This is a genomic window from Belliella aquatica, from assembly GCF_014637795.1.
GTDB classification, from domain to species: domain Bacteria; phylum Bacteroidota; class Bacteroidia; order Cytophagales; family Cyclobacteriaceae; genus Belliella; species Belliella aquatica.
Genome location: NZ_BMFD01000002.1, coordinates 379,000 through 403,372, shown reverse-complemented (window position 1 = coordinate 403,372; position 24,373 = coordinate 379,000). Strand labels below are relative to the sequence as shown.

Annotated in this window: 18 protein-coding genes; 13 read left to right on the top strand and 5 right to left on the bottom strand. The window is 38.3% G+C overall.

Going from position 1 to position 24,373, the window contains the following annotated elements; translation table 11 throughout:
- Positions 1-4: 4 nt before the first annotated feature.
- The 10 genes from iolD to IEV57_RS04430 all read left to right on the top strand — a co-directional run bounded on the left by iolD (position 5) and on the right by IEV57_RS04430 (position 16,468).
- Entirely contained in the window at positions 5-1,870 is a 1,866-nt protein-coding gene (iolD, locus tag IEV57_RS04475) for a 3D-(3,5/4)-trihydroxycyclohexane-1,2-dione acylhydrolase (decyclizing) (protein WP_188440079.1), read from the top strand.
- Between the two features lie 44 nt (positions 1,871-1,914).
- The gene (locus tag IEV57_RS04470; protein WP_188440077.1) at positions 1,915-3,498 is read left to right on the top strand and encodes a solute:sodium symporter family transporter; all 1,584 of its coding nucleotides are present in this window, start codon (positions 1,915-1,917) and stop codon (positions 3,496-3,498) included.
- Positions 3,499-3,513: 15 nt separating this feature from the next.
- Entirely contained in the window at positions 3,514-4,989 is a 1,476-nt protein-coding gene (locus tag IEV57_RS04465) for a CoA-acylating methylmalonate-semialdehyde dehydrogenase (RefSeq protein ID WP_188440075.1), read from the top strand.
- Between the two features lie 12 nt (positions 4,990-5,001).
- A complete protein-coding gene (locus tag IEV57_RS04460; protein WP_188440073.1) occupies positions 5,002-5,901 on the top strand; it encodes a sugar phosphate isomerase/epimerase family protein in 900 nt (299 codons plus the stop codon).
- Positions 5,902-6,043: 142 nt separating this feature from the next.
- Positions 6,044-7,057, top strand: coding sequence for an inositol 2-dehydrogenase (iolG, locus tag IEV57_RS04455; protein ID WP_188440071.1), 1,014 nt, complete (start codon positions 6,044-6,046; stop codon positions 7,055-7,057).
- A gap of 448 nt (positions 7,058-7,505) precedes the next feature.
- Positions 7,506-10,631 (top strand): SusC/RagA family TonB-linked outer membrane protein, encoded by a 3,126-nt coding sequence (locus tag IEV57_RS04450; RefSeq protein ID WP_229744223.1) that lies wholly within the window; start codon positions 7,506-7,508, stop codon positions 10,629-10,631.
- A gap of 11 nt (positions 10,632-10,642) precedes the next feature.
- A complete protein-coding gene (locus IEV57_RS04445) occupies positions 10,643-12,253 on the top strand; it encodes a RagB/SusD family nutrient uptake outer membrane protein (protein WP_188440069.1) in 1,611 nt (536 codons plus the stop codon).
- Between the two features lie 95 nt (positions 12,254-12,348).
- The gene (locus IEV57_RS04440) at positions 12,349-13,353 is read left to right on the top strand and encodes a purple acid phosphatase family protein (protein ID WP_188440067.1); all 1,005 of its coding nucleotides are present in this window, start codon (positions 12,349-12,351) and stop codon (positions 13,351-13,353) included.
- 13 nt (positions 13,354-13,366) lie between these two features.
- Positions 13,367-15,151 carry a hypothetical protein gene (locus tag IEV57_RS04435; RefSeq protein ID WP_188440065.1) on the top strand — a complete coding sequence of 595 codons (1,785 nt, stop codon included), beginning with the start codon at positions 13,367-13,369 and terminating at the stop codon, positions 15,149-15,151.
- 15 nt (positions 15,152-15,166) lie between these two features.
- Positions 15,167-16,468: a DUF4861 domain-containing protein gene (locus tag IEV57_RS04430; protein WP_188440062.1), complete on the top strand. Its 1,302-nt coding sequence runs from the start codon at positions 15,167-15,169 to the stop codon at positions 16,466-16,468.
- Between the two features lie 64 nt (positions 16,469-16,532).
- On the opposite strand, the gene IEV57_RS04425 is transcribed toward IEV57_RS04430, so the two are convergent.
- Positions 16,533-16,712: a hypothetical protein gene (locus tag IEV57_RS04425; protein ID WP_188440060.1), complete on the bottom strand. Its 180-nt coding sequence runs from the start codon at positions 16,710-16,712 to the stop codon at positions 16,533-16,535.
- Between the two features lie 67 nt (positions 16,713-16,779).
- On the opposite strand from IEV57_RS04425, the gene IEV57_RS04420 reads away from it, so the two are divergent.
- The 3 genes from IEV57_RS04420 (at position 16,780) to IEV57_RS04410 (ending at position 19,463) form a co-directional block, all read left to right on the top strand.
- On the top strand, positions 16,780-17,811 hold the full coding sequence (locus IEV57_RS04420) for a LacI family DNA-binding transcriptional regulator (RefSeq protein ID WP_188440058.1): 1,032 nt from the start codon (positions 16,780-16,782) through the stop codon (positions 17,809-17,811).
- Positions 17,812-17,994: 183 nt separating this feature from the next.
- Positions 17,995-18,606, top strand: a complete 612-nt coding sequence (pncA, locus tag IEV57_RS04415) for a bifunctional nicotinamidase/pyrazinamidase (RefSeq protein ID WP_188440056.1) — start codon at positions 17,995-17,997, stop codon at positions 18,604-18,606.
- A gap of 92 nt (positions 18,607-18,698) precedes the next feature.
- A complete protein-coding gene (locus IEV57_RS04410; protein ID WP_188440054.1) occupies positions 18,699-19,463 on the top strand; it encodes a DUF2490 domain-containing protein in 765 nt (254 codons plus the stop codon).
- 214 nt (positions 19,464-19,677) lie between these two features.
- Here IEV57_RS04410 and IEV57_RS04405 read toward each other — a convergent pair whose 3' ends face one another.
- The 4 genes from IEV57_RS04405 to IEV57_RS04390 all read right to left on the bottom strand — a co-directional run bounded on the left by IEV57_RS04405 (position 19,678) and on the right by IEV57_RS04390 (position 24,371).
- Entirely contained in the window at positions 19,678-20,139 is a 462-nt protein-coding gene (locus IEV57_RS04405) for a hypothetical protein (RefSeq protein ID WP_188440052.1), read from the bottom strand.
- 341 nt (positions 20,140-20,480) lie between these two features.
- On the bottom strand, positions 20,481-21,887 hold the full coding sequence (locus IEV57_RS04400; RefSeq protein ID WP_188440050.1) for a tagaturonate reductase: 1,407 nt from the start codon (positions 21,885-21,887) through the stop codon (positions 20,481-20,483).
- A 12-nt stretch (positions 21,888-21,899) separates the two neighbouring features.
- A complete protein-coding gene (gene uxaC / locus IEV57_RS04395; protein WP_188440048.1) occupies positions 21,900-23,321 on the bottom strand; it encodes a glucuronate isomerase in 1,422 nt (473 codons plus the stop codon).
- Positions 23,322-23,345: 24 nt separating this feature from the next.
- The gene (locus IEV57_RS04390) at positions 23,346-24,371 is read right to left on the bottom strand and encodes a LacI family DNA-binding transcriptional regulator (RefSeq protein ID WP_188440046.1); all 1,026 of its coding nucleotides are present in this window, start codon (positions 24,369-24,371) and stop codon (positions 23,346-23,348) included.
- Positions 24,372-24,373: the final 2 nt, after the last annotated feature.

Here is a 24,373-nt window from a genome sequence, read left to right as displayed (position 1 = left end):
ATCAATGAACACAATAAAACTAACAGTAGCCCAAGCTTTGATCAGGTTTCTTACGATGCAAAAAGTAGAAAGGGATGGTGTCGTACAACCATTTTTTGCTGGTTGTTTTGGGATATTTGGTCATGGAAATGTTGGAGGAATTGGACAGGCTTTGCACCAAATGCCAGATTTCAAATTCTACCAAAGTAGAAATGAACAAGCAATGGTACACACTGCTGCTGCTTTTGCCAAAATGAAAAATAGACTTTCCACATTTGCTTGCACTTCTTCCATTGGCCCTGGCGCTACCAATATGATTACCGCTGCTGCAGGGGCTACCATCAATAGAATTCCTGTACTGCTATTACCTGGGGATATATTTTCAACAAGAAAAGTCGACCCAGTTTTGCAACAGTTGGAAGCTTCCTATACACAAGATATATCGGTTAATGATTGCTTCAAGCCAATTTCAAAATACTGGGATAGAATCAATAGACCCGAACAATTGATCAATTCTCTGCCGGCAGCAATGCGGGTTCTTACTTCACAGGATGAAACAGGGGCAGTTACAATCTGCCTTCCCCAAGATGTTCAGGCAGAATCCTTTGAATTCCCAGAGTCCTTTTTCGAAGAAAAAATATGGTATATCCCAAGGCCAGTTCCTGAATTTGAGCTATTAAAACGTGCTGCTGAACTGATCCGGAATTCGAAAAAACCGATGATCATCGCAGGAGGTGGAGTAATCTACAGTGAGGCAACAGATGAATTGAAAAGTTTCATTGAGCAAACAGGTATTCCTGTTGGGGAGACTTTTGCTGGAAAAGGCGCTTTACCTTTTGATCATCCTTTGAATTTGGGAGCTACTGGTGCTACGGGAACAAAAGGTGCCAACGTACACAGCACAGAAGCTGACTTGATTATTGGGATAGGAACTAGATACAGTGATTTTACGACAGCTTCCAAAACAGCTTTCCAAAACAAGGAAGTCAAATTTATCAATATCAATATCGCTGCATTTGATGCATTCAAACACGGTGCATTGTCGCTGACAGGGGATGCACGAGCCACTCTTGAAGCACTCTCCAAGCTTTTGGAAGGCTTTGAAACAGATATTTTTTATAGAAACAAAGCTGCGGAATTTAATATTAGTTGGGATGAAAAAGTAAGCGAGGCTTATCTTCCAAATTCCGAGGGCTTGATGTATCAATCCGAAGTCATAGGAGCAGTAAATGATTTCTCTGATCCAAAAGACGTAGTTCTATGTGCTGCGGGAAGCTTGCCTGGCGATCTTCATAAACTTTGGAGAACGCGAGATCCCAAAGGTTTTCACCTTGAATATGGTTTTTCTTGTATGGGTTATGAAATAGCGGGAGGTCTTGGAGCAAAGATGGCTTGCCCAGATCGGGAGATATACGTGATGGTTGGAGATGGAAGCTACTTAATGATGGGAACAGAAATCGTCACTTCCATTCAGGAAGGCTATAAGCTGACGATTATTTTGATCAATAACAATGGCTATGCAAGTATTGGAGGCTTATCAAAATCACTCGGAACAGAAGGTTTTGGCACTTCCTATCAATACAGAAATCCTGAAACAGGACAGCTTGATGGAGGTTTTTTGCCAGTTGACTTGGCAGAAAATGTGAGAAGCTTGGGAGCAGAATTAATAAAAGCAGAGAACAATCATAGCCTCAAGGACGCTTTGAAGCAAGCCAAAGAATACAGCAAGACAACTGTGATCTATGTAGAAACGAAGCCAGAAAGAAAACTTGCTGGGTATGGACATGCCTGGTGGGAAGTGCCAGTATCGGAAGTTTCTGAAAAAGATTCTGTGAAAGATGCCTTTGGCAAAATGAAGGAAAACCAAAAGAAGCAGAGATATTTTAATTGATCTGATCAAATTACCCTTAGCAACCAAACCCAAAAAATCATCCAATGGTACTTACCATCGTCAGTTTTGTAGGCTTTACACTCTTCGTGGCTTTTTATTCTTGGTACAAAACCAGAAATGAAAATCTTTCCACACAAGAAGGATATTTTTTAGGTGGTAAAAGTCTAACAGGTGTAGTCATAGCAGGATCTATGATCATGACGAATATTTCTACCGAGCATTTGGTAGGAATGAATGGGTCTTCTTACAAAAATGGGTTTATCATCGTTGCTTGGGAAGTGACTTCTGCTTTGGCTTTGATTTTGGCTGCTTTGTATTTTGTACCGAAGTATCTCAAGATGGGACTTATCACGATTCCCCAATATTTAGAAGAGCGATTTGATGCTTCTACGAGGTCTTTGGTTGCATTTTTTCTTCTGGTTTCATTTGCTGTCACATTATTGCCGATAGTACTTTATACAGGGGCGATTAATCTTGAGAGTCTCTTCGAAATTTCCGAATTACTGGGCGTAAGTCATCAGGAAGGAATTTGGATCACTGTATTGTTTGTAGGGGTTTTAGGATCTATCTATGCGATTTTTGGAGGGCTCAAAGCAGTTGCTGTTTCTGACACTATCAACGGTTATGGTCTTTTACTGGGTGGGGTTTTGATTCCGCTGATTGCCTTGGTCTTTATCGGGGATGGGAATCCTGTTGATGGTATTGTCAAAGTTTTTGAACATTCACCGGAGAAGTTCAGCGTAATAGGGGACTCTGACTCTGTATTGCCTTTTGAAACATTATTCACAGGGTTGATCATCAATCAGATTTATTTCTGGTGTATGAATCAAACGATTTTACAGCGTGCTTTGGGTGCAAAAAGCTTAGTGGAAGCCCAAAAAGGACTTTTGCTAACAGGAGCTCTGAAGTTGTTTGTTCCTTTCATTATCGTTTTGCCAGGAGTTATTGGGTTTTATTATTTCGGTGATGCATTGATGGACAATCAAGATCTGGTATATCCTGCATTGGTCAAAAAAGTCCTTCCAGTTGGTTTCACAGGTGTCTTTGCAGCAGTGTTGATGGGGGCTGTTTTGAGCACTTTCAATAGTGTTTTAAATAGTGCTTCCACTATTTTTAGCATAGACATATACAAGAGGATTATTTTCCCAAAAGTCTCTGACAAAAATTTGGTTAGAGCAGGGAAGGTGTCAGCGACAGTGCTCGCTGTCATTGCGATTGTAGCAGCTCCAATGGTCTCCAATGCTCCAGAAGGATTGTTTCAGTTGCTGCAACAGCTTAATGGAATTTTCTTTATACCAATAGCATCGATCATGTTGGCCGGATTTTTAACCAAAAAAGTGACTGCTCTAGCTGCAAAAGTAGCCTTAGTCATTGGTTTGGCTTTCTACATCATGGTCACTTTTGTTTTGAAAGTGGATATTCATTTTGTACATGTTTGGGGAATAGAGTTTTTGCTCAATTGTGCTATCATGTTTGTGATATCCTACCTGATTCCTTCACCAAAAAATATTGTAAAAAAATACCCTCTTGGAAATTACAAAATGCAAGGGTGGAAATATGCGGGATTGGTGTCCACCATTTTGGTCATCATTACCATAGCCGTCTATATCATATTTGGTTCAATTTAAATTTTAAAGAATAGAATGGAAAAACTTAAAAACTATATCAATGGCCGATGGGTAGAGAGTGCAGCTGATCAGGCATCTTCTGTCGTGAATCCCGCCACTCAGGAAGTATTAGGGCATGTTCCCATGGGAATAGGTACAGCAAAGGATCTGGACGAAGCTGTAAAATCCGCCCATGATGCTTATCTGGAATGGAGAAATGTACCCGTCATGCAGCGGGTTCAGCCACTGTACAAGCTCAAGGTGCTCTTGGAACAAAATCAAGAAGAAATTTCAAGAATAATTACCCTCGAATGTGGTAAAACGATTGTTGAATCTAGAGCAGAATTGCAGCGTGCTATAGAAAATGTGGAGACAGCTTGTGCTACTCCTACTTTGATTCAAAGTGAGTTTTCGGAAAATATAGCTAGGGGTGTGGATGAGTTTATGATTCGACAGCCTTTGGGAGTATGTGTTTGTATAGCACCTTTCAATTTCCCTGGAATGATTCCATTTTGGTTTTTACCTTATGCCATTGCTTGTGGCAATTCTTTTATTCTCAAGCCCTCAGAGAAGGTTCCTTTGACTATGATGAAGGTATTTGAATTGATGGAAAATATCGGGCTTCCAGACGGACTGGTGAACCTTGTCCACGGTGGCAAGGAGACCGTAGATGCAATGTTGGAGCATCCCAAAGTAAAGGCGGTGAGTTTTGTCGGTTCTACGAATATTGCCAGATACATATACAGCAAAGGAGCCGCCAATGGTAAGCGCGTCCAAGCACAGGGAGGTGCAAAGAATCCTGTAGTCATCATGCCTGATGCAGACTTGGATGTAACCGCAAATATTATTGCCGATAGTGTATATGGATGTGCTGGGCAAAGATGCCTTGCTGCTTCGAACATCATTACTGTTGGAGATACTAATGGTAGAATTAAAGAAAGTGTTTTTGAGGCTGCAAAGAAAAAAGTCACAGGATTTGGTTTGGATGAATCGGTTGAAATGGGGCCTGTAATTTCTTCTCAGAGCAAATCAAGGGTTGAAATGTTGATAGATCAAGGGATTGCGGAAGGAGGTAATTTACTTTTGGATGGTAGGGGATATCAGGTTTCAGGATATCAAAAAGGGAATTTCATAGCGCCCACCATCTTAGAAGGACTGCCTCTAGGAGGGGAGTTGGTGAAGACAGAGATTTTTGGCCCTGTGATGAGCCTTTTGCCAATGCAAGATATAGAACAGGCTATTTCTTTTATCAATGCAAATAATTATGGTAACATGGCATGTGTCTTTACCAGTAGTGGTGCGAGTGCGAGAAAGTTTAGAAATGAAGCAGATGCGGGCAATATTGGGATCAATATTGGTGTAGCAGCACCCATGGCACAATTCCCTTTCAGTGGATGGAATGAAAGCTTTTTTGGAGATCTACATGGTCAGGGAAGACATGGGATAGAGTTTTTTACCCAAACAAAAGTAGTTATAGAAAGGTGGCCTCGTGAGTGGACTAGGAAATTTTAAACTTTATATAAAATGATAAAAATAGCAAATGCCCCTTGTTCTTGGGGAGCTTTGGAATTTGACCTTGAAGGGCAATCCAAAGGGTATGCGGAAGTCCTGACAGAGATGCAGACTTCAGGATATGTCGGTACTGAGCTTGGAGATTGGGGTTTTATGCCCACAGACCCACAGGAACTTCAGAGAGTTATTTCTGAAAAAGGATTTTGGATACCTGGAGCTTTTGTTCCGGTAGCTTTAGCCAAAGAAGAAGCGCATTCAGATGGAGTCGAGAAAGCATTGCAAGTTGCAAAGCTTTTGGTGGAGGCAGGGTTTGAAAATGCATTTATTGTGCTCGCTGATGAAAATGGCTCTATTCCAGAACGCACCCAAAATGCAGGGAGAATTGTACAAGGAATGGGACTAAGTCATGAAGAATGGGCCGTATTTGCAAATGGAGCGAATAGAATTGCAAAAGAGGTGAAGGAAAAATATGGTTTGAGAACCGTATTTCATCACCACTGTGCAGGCTATGTAGAGACTGAAGATGAAATCGATACGCTGATGAAAATGACGAATCCAAATTTGTTAGGGCTCTGTCTTGATATGGGACATTGCATGTTTGGTGGTGGAGATCCAGTTCGGGTACTCAAAAATCACCATAGTAGAATCTGGCATGTGCATTTCAAAGACTATGATCCCAAAGTTGGAGCAAAAAGCAAACTCGAAAAATGGGATTATTTTGAGTCGGTTAAGCAAGGCGTTTTTTGCAAACTGGGTGAGGGTGCAGTTGATTTTACCACAATCTCTGGCATGCTGAAGAATAGCGGATACATTGGTTGGATAGTAGTAGAGCAAGATGTGCTTCCAGGAATGGGAAGCCCTTTGCTTTGTGCTGAACACAATAGAAAATATCTTGAAAAACTGGGTTTATAATTGGTTTTCCGACTAGGTCTATCTCTCCGTAAACCTAAAGAACATTGATTTTTCAATCCCATGATTCAGGTTTTCCGAAGCTCAAGTTTTGAAAAATAGCAAAGTCAAGTTTTGTTTCAATTAGACAATAAAATCAAATATCATGAAAAATATAAAAGTAGGAGTAATCGGAATGGGAAGGATTGGGAAAATTCATTTCGACAACCTTAAAAACCAAATAGAGCACGTGGAAGTGCTGGCAGTTTCAGACCCTTTTTTTGAAAAAAATATAGGTGTTCCCAATATCACTGCGGAAGATTTGATTCATCATAAAGATATAGAGGCGGTGATTATCTGTTCTCCGACAGATACCCATGCTGATTACATCTCTTTATGTGCCAAAGCTGGTAAGCATATCTTTTGCGAAAAACCTCATGATTTGAGTATCGACCGGGTTTTGGAAACACTCAAAGAAGTGAAAGATGCCGAGGTAAATCTTATGCTCGGATTCAATAGAAGATTTGATCCAAATTTTCAAAAAATAAGATCTTTGGTTCAGGAAGGTGAAATTGGAGATGTCCATCTTTTAAAAATCACAAGCAGAGACCCTGCACCACCTTCCTTAGAATACTTAAAAAGCTCCGGAGGAATGTTTTTGGACATGACGATTCATGATTTTGATATGGCAAGATTCATCATGGGTAAAGAAGTTGAAGAAGTTTATGCCGTAGCGGGTGCTTTTACTTCGGAAAGTGTGCAAGAGGCTAATGATATTGATACTGCTATTATCACATTGAAATATGAAGATGGCACAATGGCAGTAATAGACAATAGCCGAAAAGCAATCTATGGGTATGATCAAAGGTTGGAGATTTTTGGATCAAAGGGGATGGCAAAAGTGGATAATAACAAACCTGATACGCATGTTCTCTATAACGAGCATGGAGCCCATGGAGCATTACCTTTGAATTTCTTTATGGAAAGATATACCATGTCTTACAAGGTAGAAATGCAGAAATTCATACAAGCACTTATAGAAGATCAACCTTTACCTATTTCTGGTGTTGACGGACTCAAAGCCATGATGATTGCACTCGCTGCGCAAAAGTCTGTAGCGCTCAATAGGCCTGTCACTATAAAGGAGATTTCAGAAGAAAAAGTTAAAAATATTTCTTAGAAACAAATAATTGCTAAACCTTAAGGATTGAGAGTGCAAAAATATTGGGAATAAGTGTCATGCAAACCTTTGCATAAATCAGGCTTGGTACACAGAGAAATTGTCACTAATATAGCATAGGAATTGAATCTAGATTTTCAAAATATATTAAAAAAATACGCTATATATTTGATTACCATGGTGTAAAAGAATCATTACTTTAAGTGTCAAAAAAACAACCATAAAAATTATAACAATTTTTTAGTTGTATAAAAAGACAGACATATTTCATAATCAAAATAATCTAATATTAAATGCTAAGTTGATTTATTTAAAAGTCAATTAAGAGAATTTTAGTGCCTAAACCCAGAAGAGTATTTATTGTGAACGACCCGATGAGTGGAGGCCTACTTTTATTTGGCTTTACAACCCGAATTGAGAAAAAACATTAACAATAAACCAAAACAAAATGAAAAAAATCCTTACTAACTTAAAATGGTCAGAGTGTTTCGAGACGAAATATCGGCTACCACAAAGCTTAAAATTACTTTATCTGACTTGTGGTTTTTTAATGATAAGTGCAATAACTGTATTTGCACAAAGTTCTAATATCACTGGAGTGGTAATCTCCGGAGAAGATTCTCAGCCGTTCCCAGGGGTCACAGTGGTGGTCAAAGGAACTTCTATTGGAGCTGTAACAGATTTGGATGGTGCGTTTTCGATAAATGTACCAGACGCTTCAAATGCAACCTTAGTGTTTTCTTTCATCGGGTTCATGACGCAGGAAGTTGTATTAAATAACAGGAGTTTTGTGGAAGTAACGATTGAACCTGATGTTTCTCAACTTGATGAGGTGGTTGTGATTGGATATGGTGAAACAAAAAGAAGAGATCTTACTGGAGCAGTTGGATCTATGAATTCTGCTAACATCAGAGAAACTAACAAAGTTAATGCTTTTCAAGCCTTGCAGGGACAAGTAGCTGGTGTAAATATCCAAGCAGCAGATAACAAGCCCGGAGGTGGATTCAATGTTCGTATTCGTGGAGCAAATACAATTAATGCTAACGAAACGGTTGAGCAAGGTGGATTTAGTGCAGGCCAAAATCCATTATTCATAGTTGATGGAATATTTGTTAATGATATCTCATTTTTGAATCCTTCCGATATAGAGAGGATGGATGTTTTGAAAGATGCTTCTGCAACAGCAATCTATGGCTCGAGAGGAAGTAATGGTGTTGTGATTGTAGAAACTAAGAAAGGAGCAAAAGGAAGGGTTTCTGTACAATACGACAATTATATAGGCGTACGTCAGGCTTATAACGTGCCTGATATGTTGCAGGGAGATGAATTTGTTCAATATTTTAAGGATGCTGTGGTTGGTAATCAATGGGCTTCTGGGAATAGAAATTTCACTGTAAATGATGTTGTATTGAGTGATTTCATGAGACCCAATGAAATTGCTAATGTGAATGCTGGCCAATTTACCAACTGGATAGATTTGGTTAACACAACTGGTGCACAACAAAACCATACAGTAAATGTGAGTGGCGGAAATGACGCTACTATTTATGGCTTTGGATTGGCTTATACACAGGATGAGGGAACATTTCAAGGTGAAGATTTTGAGAGATTCAATTTAAGAGCAAATGTAAATACCACACTTTCAAAGTATGTTTCCTTAGGCTTTAGCAACTATGCTTCATTTACCACAAGAAATGAAGGGAGTAGAGAGGGGTTGAGAAGCGCTTACAGATTACGTCCAACAGGCTCACCATTTGAAGCAAACGGAGATTTGAAATTTTTCCCACTTGAAGGAGAAACTTTCATCACCAACCCTTTATTTGAGCCTGAATCCATGACTATGGAGACAAAGACTTTAAATTATTTGAGTAATCTTTCTTTGGCTGTAAGTCCGACCAAAAATTTGAAATTCACTTCTAATTTCTCTCCAAATATTGAGTTTAGAAGATTTGGCGAATACAGAGGAAGATTCAACAAATCAACAAATGGAGTAATCGGCAATACAAGAGCTGATGTGACCAACGGAAACAGATTGTCTTACACTTGGGATAACATCATTAATTACAATACTCAATTTGGAGATGATCATGTCATCAACGCGACCTTTGTTTATTCTATGTTTTTAGATCGAAATGAAAACTACAGAATGCAACGAAGAGGATTTACGACAGACCAATTCTTATTTTACAACATGGGTGCAGGACCTGATGTTCGTGATGTAACGAGTGGTTTTTCAAAACAAACTTTAGAATCGTATACAGCTAGAGTTAACTACAATCTAAAAGATAAATATCTATTTACTTTTACAGGAAGATATGATGGTTCCTCAATTTTATCTGAAGGCAACAAGTGGGCATTTTTCCCATCAGCAGCCGTAGCATGGCGTGTATCAGATGAAATATTCATGCAAGGTCAGAATGCTGTTGAAGATTTAAAAATCAGATTTAGTTACGGGCAAACGGGTAACAATGGTGGAGGAGGTGGACTTGCTCCGTTAGGTTCTCAATCACTTATTGGGAATGCTTTTACTAATCTAGGAGGTCAGCCATTTCAAACTGCTTTCATTACAAGCTTAGCAAATAGAAATTTGACATGGGAGAGAACAAAGGAATTTAACCTTGGGATTGATTTTGGGTTTGTTAACAACAGAATTTATGGTTCTCTAGATTTATATGATAGACAAAATACAGGTATCATTTTCTTTAGACCTACACCTTCATTGTCAGGTTATTCTGGAGTCTTTGAAAATGTCGGAGATGCTACCAATAGGGGTATTGAGTTAACACTTAATTCTGTAAATGTCTATAAAGGTGATTTCAAGTGGACTACTTCTGTTAATTTTGCAAGTAACCAAAATAGAATCACTAGGCTGTATGGAGATTTAGATCAAATATTGTTTGGTGTTCAAGCAGGTTCCTATATCCATAGAGTGGGAGAATCAATTGGTTCAATCTATACTTGGGTATTTGATGGAATATGGCAATTGGATCAGTTAGATCAAGCACAATCCTTTGGACAATTACCAGGTCAGGTAAGGGTGAAGGATATCAATAATGATGGTGTAATTGATGCTAATGACAGGGATATCATTGGTAATAACCTTCCAAAATGGACAGGAGGTATCACAAATTCATTCAATTATAAGAATTTTGACTTTTCATTCTTTGTTCACACGCTTCAGGGTGCTATTTCTCCTAGTTACTTCCATATCTCACACTCAGGTGGATTTGATTCAACACCAGCTAGATTCAATAGCTTGAAAACAAATTATTGGACTCCTGATAATCCTTCAAATGAATGGTATCAGCCAAGTAACAATGGACCATTTGCTCAGCCTTTAGTTTATCATGATGTTTCTTTTGTGAAAGTTGGATATATCACCTTAGGTTACAACTTCGGGGATGCGATCATTGCTCCTTTGAAGGTCAATAGCCTGAGAGTTTACTTAACAGCCCAGAATCCATTTACTTTCACTTCATATGAAGGATGGGATCCAGAGACTGCAGCTAGAAACAGTTGGGGTTCTGCAAATCTTTCCAGGATTATTATGGGTGGTATAAATGTCAAATTTTAATTGAATTCAACATGAAAACTTTCAAAAAACATATAAATATCTTAGTGCTTTCAGTCATGATGTTTTCATCATTGAGCTGTAGCGATTTTCTCGAAGAAGAAAACAGATCATTTCAATCTGATTTGATTACAAGTGCAGACCCAGCATTCTTCGATCAATTAGTGAATGAAGTGTACAATAGAATGCGAGGGGCTACTTCTGCATATGATTTAGAACATACTGGAACAGATATTTTTACAAGAGGTGAAATAATAGCTGGCATCAATGAGATTAACGATTATGTGAACCTTAGACCCATAAACTTCTCGCTATTCAATCATTGGAATGTGAACTACAGAGTTATATCAGCTGCAAATGCAGCCATTGATAGAGCAGAAGTGATTTCAGGAATCACTGCTGAGAATAAAACTAGGGGGATCGCGGAGGTGAAGTTCTTTAGAGCATTTGCCTACTTTAGCCTAGTTGAACATTTTGGAGGCGTTCCTTTGGTATTAAATGAAATAAGAACTTCTGATACTAACTTTTCTCGGGCAACAGAGCAAGAAGTTTACGATCAGATCATTGCAGATCTGAATGAAGCCTTATCAGGAGTTCCAGATAGCCCTGCAGTCTATGGTAGAGTAACAAAGAATGCAGTGAGGCATCTTATGTCAAAAGTATTGTTGACGAAAGGATATAAAACCTTTGGGACATCAGCAGATTTTACGCAGGCAGCTTCACTTGCAGAAACTGTGATTACTGCACATCCTTTGGTAGATAGTTTTTCATCTTTGGTTTCTAGAGAAAATCAAAGAAACAGCGAAGTGATATTTTCCATTCTCTATGGACGGAATCAAGTTTCTCGTGGTGTGGGAAATAGCAGACACCTACTGTTTAAATTTGTCTATGACGTATATCCTGGACAAACAAGGTCAACATTGTACCACAGAGGTTTAGGTTCGGCTCCGACTCCGTTCTTCTTTAATTTGTTTGAAGAGGGTGATCAAAGAGAATCTGCTACAATCAGGAGGTTATTATTAGCTGAGGTAAATAGTCCTTCCGCAAATATAATGGCTGGTGATACTTCTATTTATTTTCCTAAAACACCTTGGAGCATGTCGGTGATTGAAAGTAAACCTTATGTAGTTGTCAACCCTGGAGATTATTTTACACCCAATGGAATCTCCCAAGTTCAATATCCTATGTTTAGAAAGTTTGATGATCCAGGAGTACCGTATACCAATCCAGGGATTAACCCTGATGGTGAGCGTGATGCTGTGATCATGAGGTCTGGTGAGACGAGACTTTTGGCCGCGGAAGCATATTTGCAGCTAAACAATACGGCAAAAGCCGCTGAGCACCTGAATGCCATCAGATCACGCGCTGGACTCAACCAACCTATCACTCCGGCTCAAGTTACGATTGATTTGATTTTGGACGAAAGTGCAAAAGAACTGGCAGGTGAAGTAAGCCGCTGGATGGATCTCAAAAGAACTGGTAGATTGATTGATAGGGTACTCGCACACAATCCACACGCAGCACTTAATAATGCCATCAGACCTTTCCATCTCGTTAGACCAATCCCACAAAGTGAAATAGATATCACTGGAGGATCTTTGACACAAAATCCTGAGTACAATTAATTTTAGTCTTACTTAAAATAAAATAGTGAATTTACTCTGTATTTAGATATCGACTAAATATGGAGTAAATTCATTTTTTAAAACCGTTTATAACCATGAACAGCAAAGACATTAGCTTTAAAATCACTAAAGAGACAATTTCAATTCACCTGAAAATCATATTCTTGGGCTTTTCTATTCTCTCAGTATTTTTTAATAAATCATTTGCTCAAGATGTAAGCCTCAGTAATAAACTTTCCCCTGATGCATTGAATTTTATTGTTTTGGGGGACTGGGGAAGATATGGTGATGATTATCAAATACAAGTGGCAGATCAGCTTGCTAAAACATCCAAAGAAATTCATGCCCAATTTTTTATCAGTGTTGGAGATAATTTTTATCCAAAAGGTGTGGCGAGCATTCATGACCCACACTGGCACTATTCATTTGAAGATATTTATAAAAACTATGCACATCAAAAAGAGTGGTATAGTATCCTAGGAAATCATGATTATATGGGAAATCCAGATGCACAAGTTGAATACACCAACATCAGCAGGCGTTGGGTAATGCCAGGCAGATACTATACGAAAGATTTCAAACTGAAAGGTGACAAAAACAATCTCCTTCAAATTACTTTTATCGATACAAACCCATTGATCCCAGAGTTCTACAACAATTCTGAATATGGACCAAACGTAGCAACCCAAGATACGGTTGCCCAGATTGGCTGGCTTAAGGAAACACTTTCTAGAGAAGATAAAAGATGGAAATTGGTGATTGGCCATCATCCTATGTTTACAGCAAGCGAAAAACGTAGAGAAGGATATGACACGAGATCTATCCGCAGTAGTCTAAGAGGGATATTGGAATCTAATAAAGTGGATGCATATATTTCGGGACATGATCACAGTTTGCAACATTTGCTTCCCGAAGGTGGTGTGCATCATTTTATTTCAGGATCAGCCTCAGAAGCTACAGATGTAGGAACACTTCCCTTCAGTAAATTTACAAAAAAAGAGTATGGCTTCTTGGTATTCTCTGCTACAGTTGATCATATTCAAGTTTTTGCCATTTCCCATTCTGGTGAGATATTGTATGAAACCAAAATAGTTAGATAAAATTTAATCAGAAATGAAAAAGATCTCGAGAAAAACATTTATCAAACAATCGGCTAGTTTGGGTTTATTGACCACCATGATTCCTTTCTCCTCGAATGTATGGGCAGCAGATTCAAAGCTAAGCCGCAAAGACTCAAAAATAGTAGAGCGCTTAATCAAAGCAAATGATGATTTGACTACCCAACTGATTCTGCCTGAAAATAGTAATCCTAAATCATACATCAGACAGCAAGGATATGATTTTGCTGTGTTGTCTGCTAGTTATTGTCATCCTCAATCATCTTTTTTCAAAAGTAAAAAGGTGCTTCAAAGAATGGAAAGTCTGATACTTTTCCTTTTATCTCAACAGCGATCTGATGGGACCATGAATACTGGTAATCTTGAGTCACCTCCTGATACAGCATTTGTAATGGAACCACTCTGTGCAGCTGCCAAGATCTTAATTGACCATGATCATCAGGATATATCAAAGGTAAATTCAGATCTTAAAAAATTCATTTTAAGTGCTGGAGAGGCATTGGTCTACGGTGGGATTCATACACCAAATCACCGTTGGGTATTGAGTGCGGCTTTGGCTAAAATCAACCATGTCTATCCTGACAACAGGTATGTCAATCGTGTCAATGATTGGCTGGGTGAAGGAGTGTTTATTGATGAAGATGGGCATTATCCCGAGCGTAGCATGAACTACTCAGCTGTAGAAAATGAGGCGTTTATTACGATGGCCAAGCTATTGGACAAGGAGGAATTGCTGACACCAGTAAGGAAAAACATGGAAATGACTTATTACTACATGGAGACAAATGGTGATTTAATAACTTTTGACTCCAGAAGGCAAGATCAGTATAGTCATCATAATATAGTTTCACAATATTTGAATTACCGGTATTTGGCCATTAAGGATAAAAGTCCATTTTTTGCTGGTATAGCTAGGGAAATTCAAGGTTTTGAGGGCTTTGAGCAACAAATCATTCGTGGAGGTCTATATTACTTTATGGAACACGAGATCTTGCAAGAAGAAATGCCTACCTCAGCACCACTGCCAAGAGATTATACAAAAATTTTCCCAACCAGCAGTTTGGCGAGAATTCGAAGAGAAGATACTACCATGACTATTTTTGGTGGTGTAGATTGGCCACTTATCATTGCCTCAGGTAGATCTATTAGTCCAAATTTCTTTTCATTCCGCAAAGGTCAAGCAGTCCTAAAGCATATCAGGATGTCCTCGGCATTTTTCAGTATGGGACATTTCAGAAGCGAAGGCCTTGATGTTGAAAATGGAAAATACATCTTATATAAAAAATTACAAGCACCCTATTATCAGCCTCTTCCCCAAGAATTACGCAATTCAGAAGGGGATTATGAATTGAGCGCTAGTGTAGATGGTAGATTTTGGAGTAAAATGTCATTCGCTGACAGACCAGTGAGTAACGTAAAAACACTAGAAAGTAAAATCACCATAGAGGAAAATAATGGAAAGGCAGATTTATCAATTGAAGTGACAGGATTGGAAGGTGTACCTGTGACAGTTGAGCTTTGTTTCGGAGAAGGCGGTGAATTTACAGGGCTTAGTGCACCTGTGGACTCCCAAGGGAATCGATTCTTAGAAGAAGGATTGGGAAGTTATAAAATGGGTAGAGATGAAATTTCTTTTGGACCAGGGATCAAGAAACATGAAAGTATCTACCGACTCGATGGGGAAATGTACACTGTCCATTTTGGTACGCTGAGAACCAAAGGGGATCATGTTTATTTAACTGGAATTACTCCTTTTAACCATACCATCACGATAAAGTAAAAAATCTAGACCTTTATGAATCTTTATAAAAAAATTGGAATTGCCACTCTAATTGGTCTCATTGGACTTACCTCTTGTCAAAAAGAGCCTCAAGGGCAACATTATAACATTCAATTGGCTTATTCCGGAAATATAGATCTTATTGAAAAAGCCGTAGTTATATCACGAAGTGAGTTTCAGGATCTACCAATTGGAGATTTTTTTCCAATTATATTAACTGAAATGAACGATACTGTACCGGCACAATTTGATGATTCTAATGGCGATGGTTCTTGGGATGAATTGTTTTTTCTCATAAACCTAAAATCTGGAGAAGGTAGAAATCTTAAATTGCTGCTTGCAGAGAATAAGCAGGATTTTGAAAAGCGAGTCAACATAAGATTTGGCGTTCGTGAATCTGAAAATGATATTGTAAAGCCTGCCACGAGCCATACATTTTATCCACACCAACTTCCTGGAGTCATGGGTTATCAGCCTTATCAAACTGATGGGCCCTCTTGGGAAAATGATTGTGTAGGTTTTAGGCATTATTTGGATGGAAGGAATTCAAAAGATGTTTTTGGAAAAAAGGTGAAATACATGTCTCCTGATGATGTAGGAATCAATGAAGAAGGTGTGACAGAGGACAATTACCATGTGATGGAAGATTGGGGTCGGGATATTCTCGCAGTTGGAAACTCTGTTGGAATTGGTGGCTTCGGATTGAAAATTGGTGATCGCTTGGCCAGGCTAGGTGTGACAGAACAAGATTCTCTTAACAATGTATCCGAAACAGATTATACTATACTTGCCAATGGCTCTATTCGTGGATTAATGCGATTCGATTATCACGATTGGAAGCCACAAGAATTTGATAGAATCTATCAAGTGAAAGAGTATACTTCAATCTGGGCAGGAGTACAAGGTTACCAAAATACAGTGAGCATTTCTGGGCTTCAGGGAGATGAGGAGTTAGTAATTGGGTTGGTGAATTCTAGAACTGATAAACCACTTACAAGTATGGAAGTAGGGAATTTCCAGATCCTTTATACGCATGACTTACAAACCTATGAAAAGGATTGGTACTTGGGCTTGGCGCTAATTGTACCAAAAGAAAATTTCCTGGGTTTTTCGGAAGCTCCTAAAGAAGGGTCTCTTTCTAATAGTTATTTGGCGAGGATGAAGATTGATGAAGGAAAACAGATTTCATACTATGCCGTGGCTGCTTGGGAGCTGTCGGATGAGAGGTTTAGAGAAGAAGCATACTTTAGGGATTACCTTAAAACGTTAGCTGAAAATATTGATTATAGTATTGATATTCATATAAGTAAACAATGAGAGAAGCCGTTGCTTGTAACTTGATACTTATCTAAAGTAGCCCTAAAGCACTAGCCATTCCAATTTATCTAAACACTTTATTTAGGCTGGTATGGACTGCCAGCCATTTTCTTTTAAATGCCAGTTTACTCTTATCCGCCAGATTATTGGTGAGAAAGATACCAACTGATATAGTTGCGGATAAGCATATTTTTAAATCATTCAAATTGATTTTTTTCTGTTTGATAGGAATTTTTATTTCCATATAAAATGCTTAAATAGTCCTTAATTACAGAAAATTGGTAAAATAGTTCGAGTTTGTGATTTAACTAATGAGAAAAAATCAAGTAACTATTACGGATTTGGCAAGAGAGCTAAACGTTTCTCCCTCTACAATTTCAAGAGCACTAAATAATAGTCCTTTCATTAGTGAAGAGAGAAAAAGAGTCATTTTAGATCTCGCTGCGAAAATGAAATACAGTCCTAATCAATTGGCTTTAAGCTTATTAAATAAAAGAACAAAAATATTAGGTGTTGTTGTTCCAGAAATAACAAGCTACTATTTCTCTACAGCCATAAATGGTATTCAGGATAAAGTTGGTAGCAGTGGCTATAAATTGATGATAAGTCAATCAAATGAATCTTTTGAAGAAGAAATTAGGATTTTAGAAGCGATGGCCCTTGTTCGGGTTGATGGTTTTTTAATTTCGCCATCTTCAAACACAGTTAATTTTGATCATCTAGAAAAATTGAGGGACTCCGGTTTTCCTCTAGTTATTTTTGATAGAGATTGTCTAGGGTTTGATATCGACAAAGTAGTTGTTGATGATTATTCTGGGGCATTACAAGCAGTTGAATATTTGATTCAAACTGGCTGTAAACGTATCGCTCATATTAGTGGATCAACAAACCTTTCTACAGCGAAACATAGAAAAAATGGATATATAGACGCCTTACTAAAAAATAATTTTGAGGTTTTGGAAGAGTTGATTGTTTGTGGTGAGGATTCCTCTTCTGAAAGCGGCGTAGCAAGTATGAAAAAACTTCTTGAACTTGAGGAATTGCCAGATGCTGTTTTTTGTTATAATGATGCAATCGCTATCGGTGCGATGTCTGTCATTAGAGAAAATGGAATCAAAATACCAGATCAAATCTCCTTGGTTGGCTTTGATGATGAACCCTACAGTTCTTATTTTAAACCATCACTAACATCTGTATGGCAACCAATCTATGACTTAGGATTGTTATCTGCCAAAATTCTTTTAGATAAGCTAAATACAGATGTTGAAGATATGAAATATAGATTCGAAGTATTGAAGCCAGAATTGGTGATTAGAGACTCATCTAGAAAACTTAAAGAATAAATTTTTATCGGCTTTTTTTCAGTATTAACTTAAGAAAAATGTAAATACTATATTTGATCTGCTGGATATTTGTGCTCTCGATAAGCCGTTAAATTACCTATCCCCGCTGACAATTATCCGTTTATTGAAAGTAAAATATTCACATCCTAGCGTTATAGCGAATAATCATATAATTAAATAACCATGAAAGCATTAATCATAGTAGATGTACAAAACGATTTTATTCCAGGAGGGGCTTTGGAAGTAGCTGAAGGGGATCAGATCGTCCCGATCATCAACCACCTTCAAGAAAAGTTTGATTTTATCGTCGCTACACAAGATTGGCATCCTGCGGATCATGGGAGTTTTGCGCTCAATCACCCTGATAAGAATGTTGGAGATTTTATCGATCTTAATGGTGTTAATCAATTCCTGTGGCCCGTGCATTGTGTTCAGGGGAGCTTTGGAGCCGAATTTCATGCCGATCTGAAACAAGATAAATGGAAAGTTATTTTTCAAAAAGGAACAAATCCGAAAGTGGATTCTTACTCCGGATTTTTTGACAACAACAGACAAGGTGATACCGGCTTAAGTAAGTTTCTCAAAGATCACGGAGTTCAGGAGATTTTTGTCTGTGGTTTGGCGGAAGATTATTGTGTGAAATTCACGGTTTTGGATGGATTGGCCGAAGGCTTTGATGTGCATTTGATTTTGGATGCTACACGCGCAGTAAATATCCATACCGACGACTTTGCCAAAGCAATGATAGAAATGGAAAATGCCGGTGCAACAATCACTCACTCTGAATCCATTTGAAAAGTATTGTGACCGTTGGCACAGATTGAAGATGGGTCTTGAAGTAACTTTGAGCACTTTGAAATACATAGAAGTAAAGCTTAAGTCCAAAGATGAAATACTTATACATATTTACAAATTCCCTCTTATTCAGCTTCATTGCTCCTGATATATCCGCACAAGGTAATCGCACCAGCGAAAACAATTCTATTGGATGGTATGCTGCATTTTTAACGTATAACTTAGATGATAAATGGAGTATTCACGGCGAATTTCAATGGAGAAGAACAGGAATAATTAGAGAAGCGCAGCAAAATCTCTACAGAACAGGGATCAATTATAAAATCCACCCAAATGTGATTTTAAGAGGTGGTTTTGCTTACATAGATACCTATCCTTATGGGGAAATCCCAATTCAAAGTGCAGGCAATATCTTTCCTGAATACAGGACTTATCAAATGGCTCAAGTTAGCAATCCACTTGGAAAAGTTACTTTGACACACAGATTTATGCTAGAACAACGATGGGTAGGGATTTATACTGATCCAAATCTCTCCAAATCAGATGATCAAGTCTATCTCAATCGAGCAAGGTACATGGCCCGATTAGACATTCCCCTTGGTTCTTCATCAAAAGAAAAAACATCTCCTTATCTAGCTATTTACGATGAATTGTTAATTGGATTTGGGAAAAACGTAAATCAAAATATCTTCGATCAAAATAGAATTGGTGTATTATTAGGCCTAAAAATTAACGAGGCTATTCGTTCAGAAATTGGTTTCATCAGTCAAACTGTCCAATTTGGAAGACTAATAAACGCTCGAGAATATATGCAATACAACAATGGCATGATTTGGAATACCTATATCACGCTTTAAAATCTAAAAAGAACTCTGCTCATAAGTAAACTTCCCAGAATTTCAAGCAATGATTATTTAGTATTCAATTGGTCAAAGTTTTGTATCTTGGAGTCTTTGTGGCATTTTTAAAGATTTTGGCCACAAAGACTCTAAGTCACGAAGGTTAATTTTATACAGAATTTTGTTTGGATTATATTTTGAAAAACTATTGAAAAGATTGCCTCTTGATTGATCACAAGATTTTCTCAATTTTTATCTTATTCCCTCTAAACTCACCAGATTCTCCTTCTTTCAACCCCCAAAGAGCAGTTATAAGAGGAGAGTCTTTGGAGACCAGCTGATAGTCAATTCCATCAAAAGAAACCTTACCCATTGGAGTGGATACCCAAATCCAGCCCATCGGTACTTTGATCAGTGCACCTTCATCAACAGTACTCATCGCTTTGACCGGAACTGCATTGATTTGATTGAGCATCATCTTGGAAGATGAAAGCTGCTTTTGCAGTAAAGTACGGTTTTGATTGAGCATTTCTTGGTGTGTTTCGTACTTATCACCCGCAGAACTTTTTTCCTCAGCTTCAGAAGATTCCTGAAGATCAGTAAGCTGCTTTTGAATGTCAATAATTTGATCTCTCAGCACCTGCTGTGACTTGGCCAAAATTGCCACTTTTGTTTCTTGACTAGAAGTATTCATGCGGCAAAAGTAAAATAAAAAACAGAAAACCCACACGGATTTTCTGTTTCGAATGAAATAACCCAAATAAATAATAGCTAGGGCTTGCTGAAAAAGCCTCAGGTATGACAACTTCAAAGCGGACGAATGAAGATGCATGCTGATACTTCGAATGAGTCCAATGCAGAAGATGGTGTGCCTGAGACTAACCTGAAAATTTTAAATTTTTCAGATGCAAGGAAAATCCCCTAATTCAACTCAAAAGCTTGTAATTACTTTTAAGAACACCCAATGCTTAATAAACAGACAATTCATTCATAGTGAAGAGATTATATCTGTAAATGGCACTTTTCAGCATGTTCCTAGTCTTTCTCGACTGTGAACATCATAGCATCTTTGATGGCAGCTGCCAAACCTTCATGAAGACTAAGATCCTCACCCCAGAATTCTGATTTGCTGAGCGCAGTTTTTAATATGTTATCTATATCGTCACTTTTCCACAAGGCTGCGAAGAAGGACATGATTTCTGAATCATCGTTGACAGGTGTAGGCTCTCCTTCATGTTCACCCTTATAAAAGAGCAGGAGGGAAGCAAAGGATGCTATCAAATGCTTTGGCCAAACACCTTTTCTCTTTTTGTATTCTAAGATACTCGGAAGTACCCGCACTTTGAATTTTGAAATTGAATTCAAAGCAATCGAACTCAATTCGTGTTTGATAAATGGATTCTTGAATCTGTCCAAGACATCGGAAGCAAATTGCTCCAACTCTTCTTGGGACAAATCAAGCGTCGGGATAATTTCGTCATAAATCGTCTCCCGGATAAATGCTCCAATTTTCGGATCTTCAACGGAATCTCTGACAGTTCTCAAGCCCGCCAAATAGGCCACTGGAACTAGTGCCGTATGTGCGCCATTGAGAATTCGTACTTTACGGGTTCTGTATGGACTTTGATCTTTGACAAATTTGATCTGTAAACCAGCTTTTGGACCAGGAAATATTCTTTCTAATTCCTCAGGTCCTTCTATCACCCAAAGGTGAAATGGCTCTGCCATGACCACCAGATTATCCTCAAATTCTAATTCTGATTGAATTTCCTTAATAGTATCTTTTGGGAAACCAGGCACAATTCTATCCACAAGGGTATTGCAGAAAGTATTGTGATTTTCTATCCAGTTTTTGAATTCTTCCGAAAGATTCCACAGGGCAATGTATTGCATAACCGCATCTTTCAGCTGTTCTCCATTCTTGTCTATCAATTCACAAGGAATAATTACCAATCCACTTGCTTCATTTCCTCCCAAAGCTTTGAATCTTTCAAGTAGAAGCGCAGTAAGTTTCCCTGGAAAAGTAACCGGCGTTTTGCTGTAATCTGTGTCATTTTCATCAAAAGCAATCCCTGCTTCTGTCGTATTTGAAATGATAAATTTGAGATCAGGATTGCTTCCTAAATTCAAATATTCTTGATAGGCAGCATAAGGATTATTCACACCTTCTACACAAGTGATCAACTTGGTTTCATCCACTGACTTACCTGCCTGAATGCCCTGAAGCTTGACATGGTACAAGCCATCTTGTGCATTGAGCAGATCACCAAGTCCTTGTGTCAAAGGCTGAACGATCTGAACATTGCCATGGAAACCTGCTTTCTCATTCATCTCCTCAACCATCCAATCTACAAATCCACGGAGGAAATTTCCTTCGCCAAATTGCAGGACTTTTACATGTCTTTTGGGAGTACTTATATTTTTTCTATTGAGAGCTTTCATTACAAGGGCAACTTAGAAGTTGAAATAGTTTTTCGCATTGAAGTAGCTGATGTCAGAGACAATTTTACCCAACCAGGCTTCATCTTCAGGAAGTTCACCGTTAGCGACATCTTGACCGATTAGGTTGCAGAGAATTCTTCGGAAATATTCATGTCTTGGAAAAGAAAGAAAACTCCTAGAATCTGTCAGCATTCCAATAAAGCAACTCAACAAACCCATATTAGAAAGTGCATTGATTTGCTTTTCCATTCCGTCTTTTTGATCCAAAAACCACCAAGCGGAACCGAATTGTATTTTTCCTTTGACCGAACCATCATTAAAATTACCAATCATGGTGGCCATTACTTCATTGTCTGATGGATTGAGGTTGTACAGGATGGTTTTTGCCAATTGATCAGTGCCGTCCAGCAAATTCAAGAAACTCGCTAAAGCTCTCGCCTGCGAAAAGTCACCGATAGAGTCAAAACCTGTATCAGGACCTAATTTGCCCAACATTCTTTCATTTGTATTTCTCAGAGCACCAAGGTGAAATTGCTGCGTCCAGCCTTTAGCATGGTACATTTTGCAAAGTTCATACAAGGTGTTAAACTTGAAATAGTTGACCTCTTCTTGGTTTAGGTTTTTACCTTCCATGACTTTCGAGAAGAGTGATTTGATATCATAAGTACCCAACTCAAAGTAATACAGTTGTTCCAAACCATGATCGGAAAGACTACCACCATTTTCAGCAAAGAATTCAATCCTATTTTCCAAGGCTGACAAAAGATCATCATAATTATCGATGCTGACACCTGAAGCATCTGCCAATTGATGAATATAAGCCGTATATGAAGTTGGATTTTCTACCGCATAGACCTTGTCAGGTCGAAATGCAGGAAGCAATTTGGTATCAGGACTGCTAGTCTCAGCGATTTTATGAAATTCTAAATTATCAATAGGATCATCTGTCGAGCAGACTAATTCCACATTCATTTTCTTCATCAAACCTTGGGTATGAAACTCAGGGGTTTGAAGTAAAGCAGTCGTTTCTTTATAAATGCCTGCACCAGAATCTGCACCAAGCAACTCAGTTATACCAAAGTATCGCTGTAATTCTAAATGCGTCCAGTGATAAAGCGGATTTCTCAACGTGTAAGGCACAGCCTCAGCCCATTTTTGAAATTTTTCTTCGTCTGAAGCATTTCCTGTAATGTATTTTTCATTGATACCGAGCGTACGCATAGCTCTCCATTTGTAATGATCGCCGGCAAGCCACACTTCCGAAATAGAATTAAACTTTCTATTGGTCGCAATATCCTTTGGAGAAAGGTGACAATGGTAATCTATAATGGGCAGCTTTGCAGCGTAGTCATGATATAAGATCTTAGCAAAATCGTTTTTAAGAAGAAAATCTTCATTGAGAAACTTGCTTTGTTTTTCAGTGGCTGAAATCATCTGTATAAATGGGTTAAAATAGGTTTAATTTCTCTTTTGGGTGGATTCTCGAATAATCAGTTCAGGCTTCAATACAGTTTTTTGATTGTTGCCTTTTTTACCGTCAGATTTCAATAATTCGAAGAAGGTTTCTGCAGTAACTCTTCCCATCGGAATACTTTTCTGATCTACAGTAGTGATCGGAGGGAAGGTAAAGGAAGTGAAAGGTTCATTCCCAAATCCCGCTAGTTTTACCTGATTGGGGACAATAATTTTATGTTCTCTCAATACCTGAAGCGCACCCATGACAGCGTAGTCAGAAGAGGAAAAGACAGCATCAAATGGAATTTCTTTTTTGATGATGTTCTCCATACTTGTTCTTCCATCCTCAAGTTGCATATTGCTTTCTTCAATCAATTCAGGATCTATCTCGATTTTAAAATCTTTCAAAGCATCTTCGTAGCCTCGCAATCTTTCTCGATAGATATTGATTTTTTTCGGAGAGGTAAAGTGTACAATTCTCTTGCAACCTTGCTCTATCAGGTGCTTGGTGGTGTCGTAAGCACCTTGATAATCATCAATGATGACTTGGCTCACATCTATTTCATTGGTGATTCGGTCAAAAAGCACCAAGGGAATGCCTTTATCCAATACTTTTTGAAAATGATCAAAATTCTCTGTGTTTTTTCCAATAGAAGCGATAATCCCATCCACACGTGCATTGAGTAAGGCTTCAACATTTTGAACTTCTTTATCATAATCTTCATAAGACTGCGAAATGATCACTTTGTAATCCAACTCATTGGCAATATCCTCTATTCCTCTGACCACGGAAGAGAAGAAATTTCTGTTTGCGGTAGGCACAAGAACACCGATCAATTTACTTTTTCCACTTCGCAGTGCAGAAGCAATATGATTTGGCTGATAATTCAGCTGCTTCGCCATTTTTAGGACTAGCTTTTTGGTGTTTTCAGAAATTCTAGGGTTGTCATTCAATGCCCTAGAAACTGTAGAAGCCGTAATATTTAATTTTTCGGCTATATCATGAATTGTTGCCTTACCTTTTTTCATAC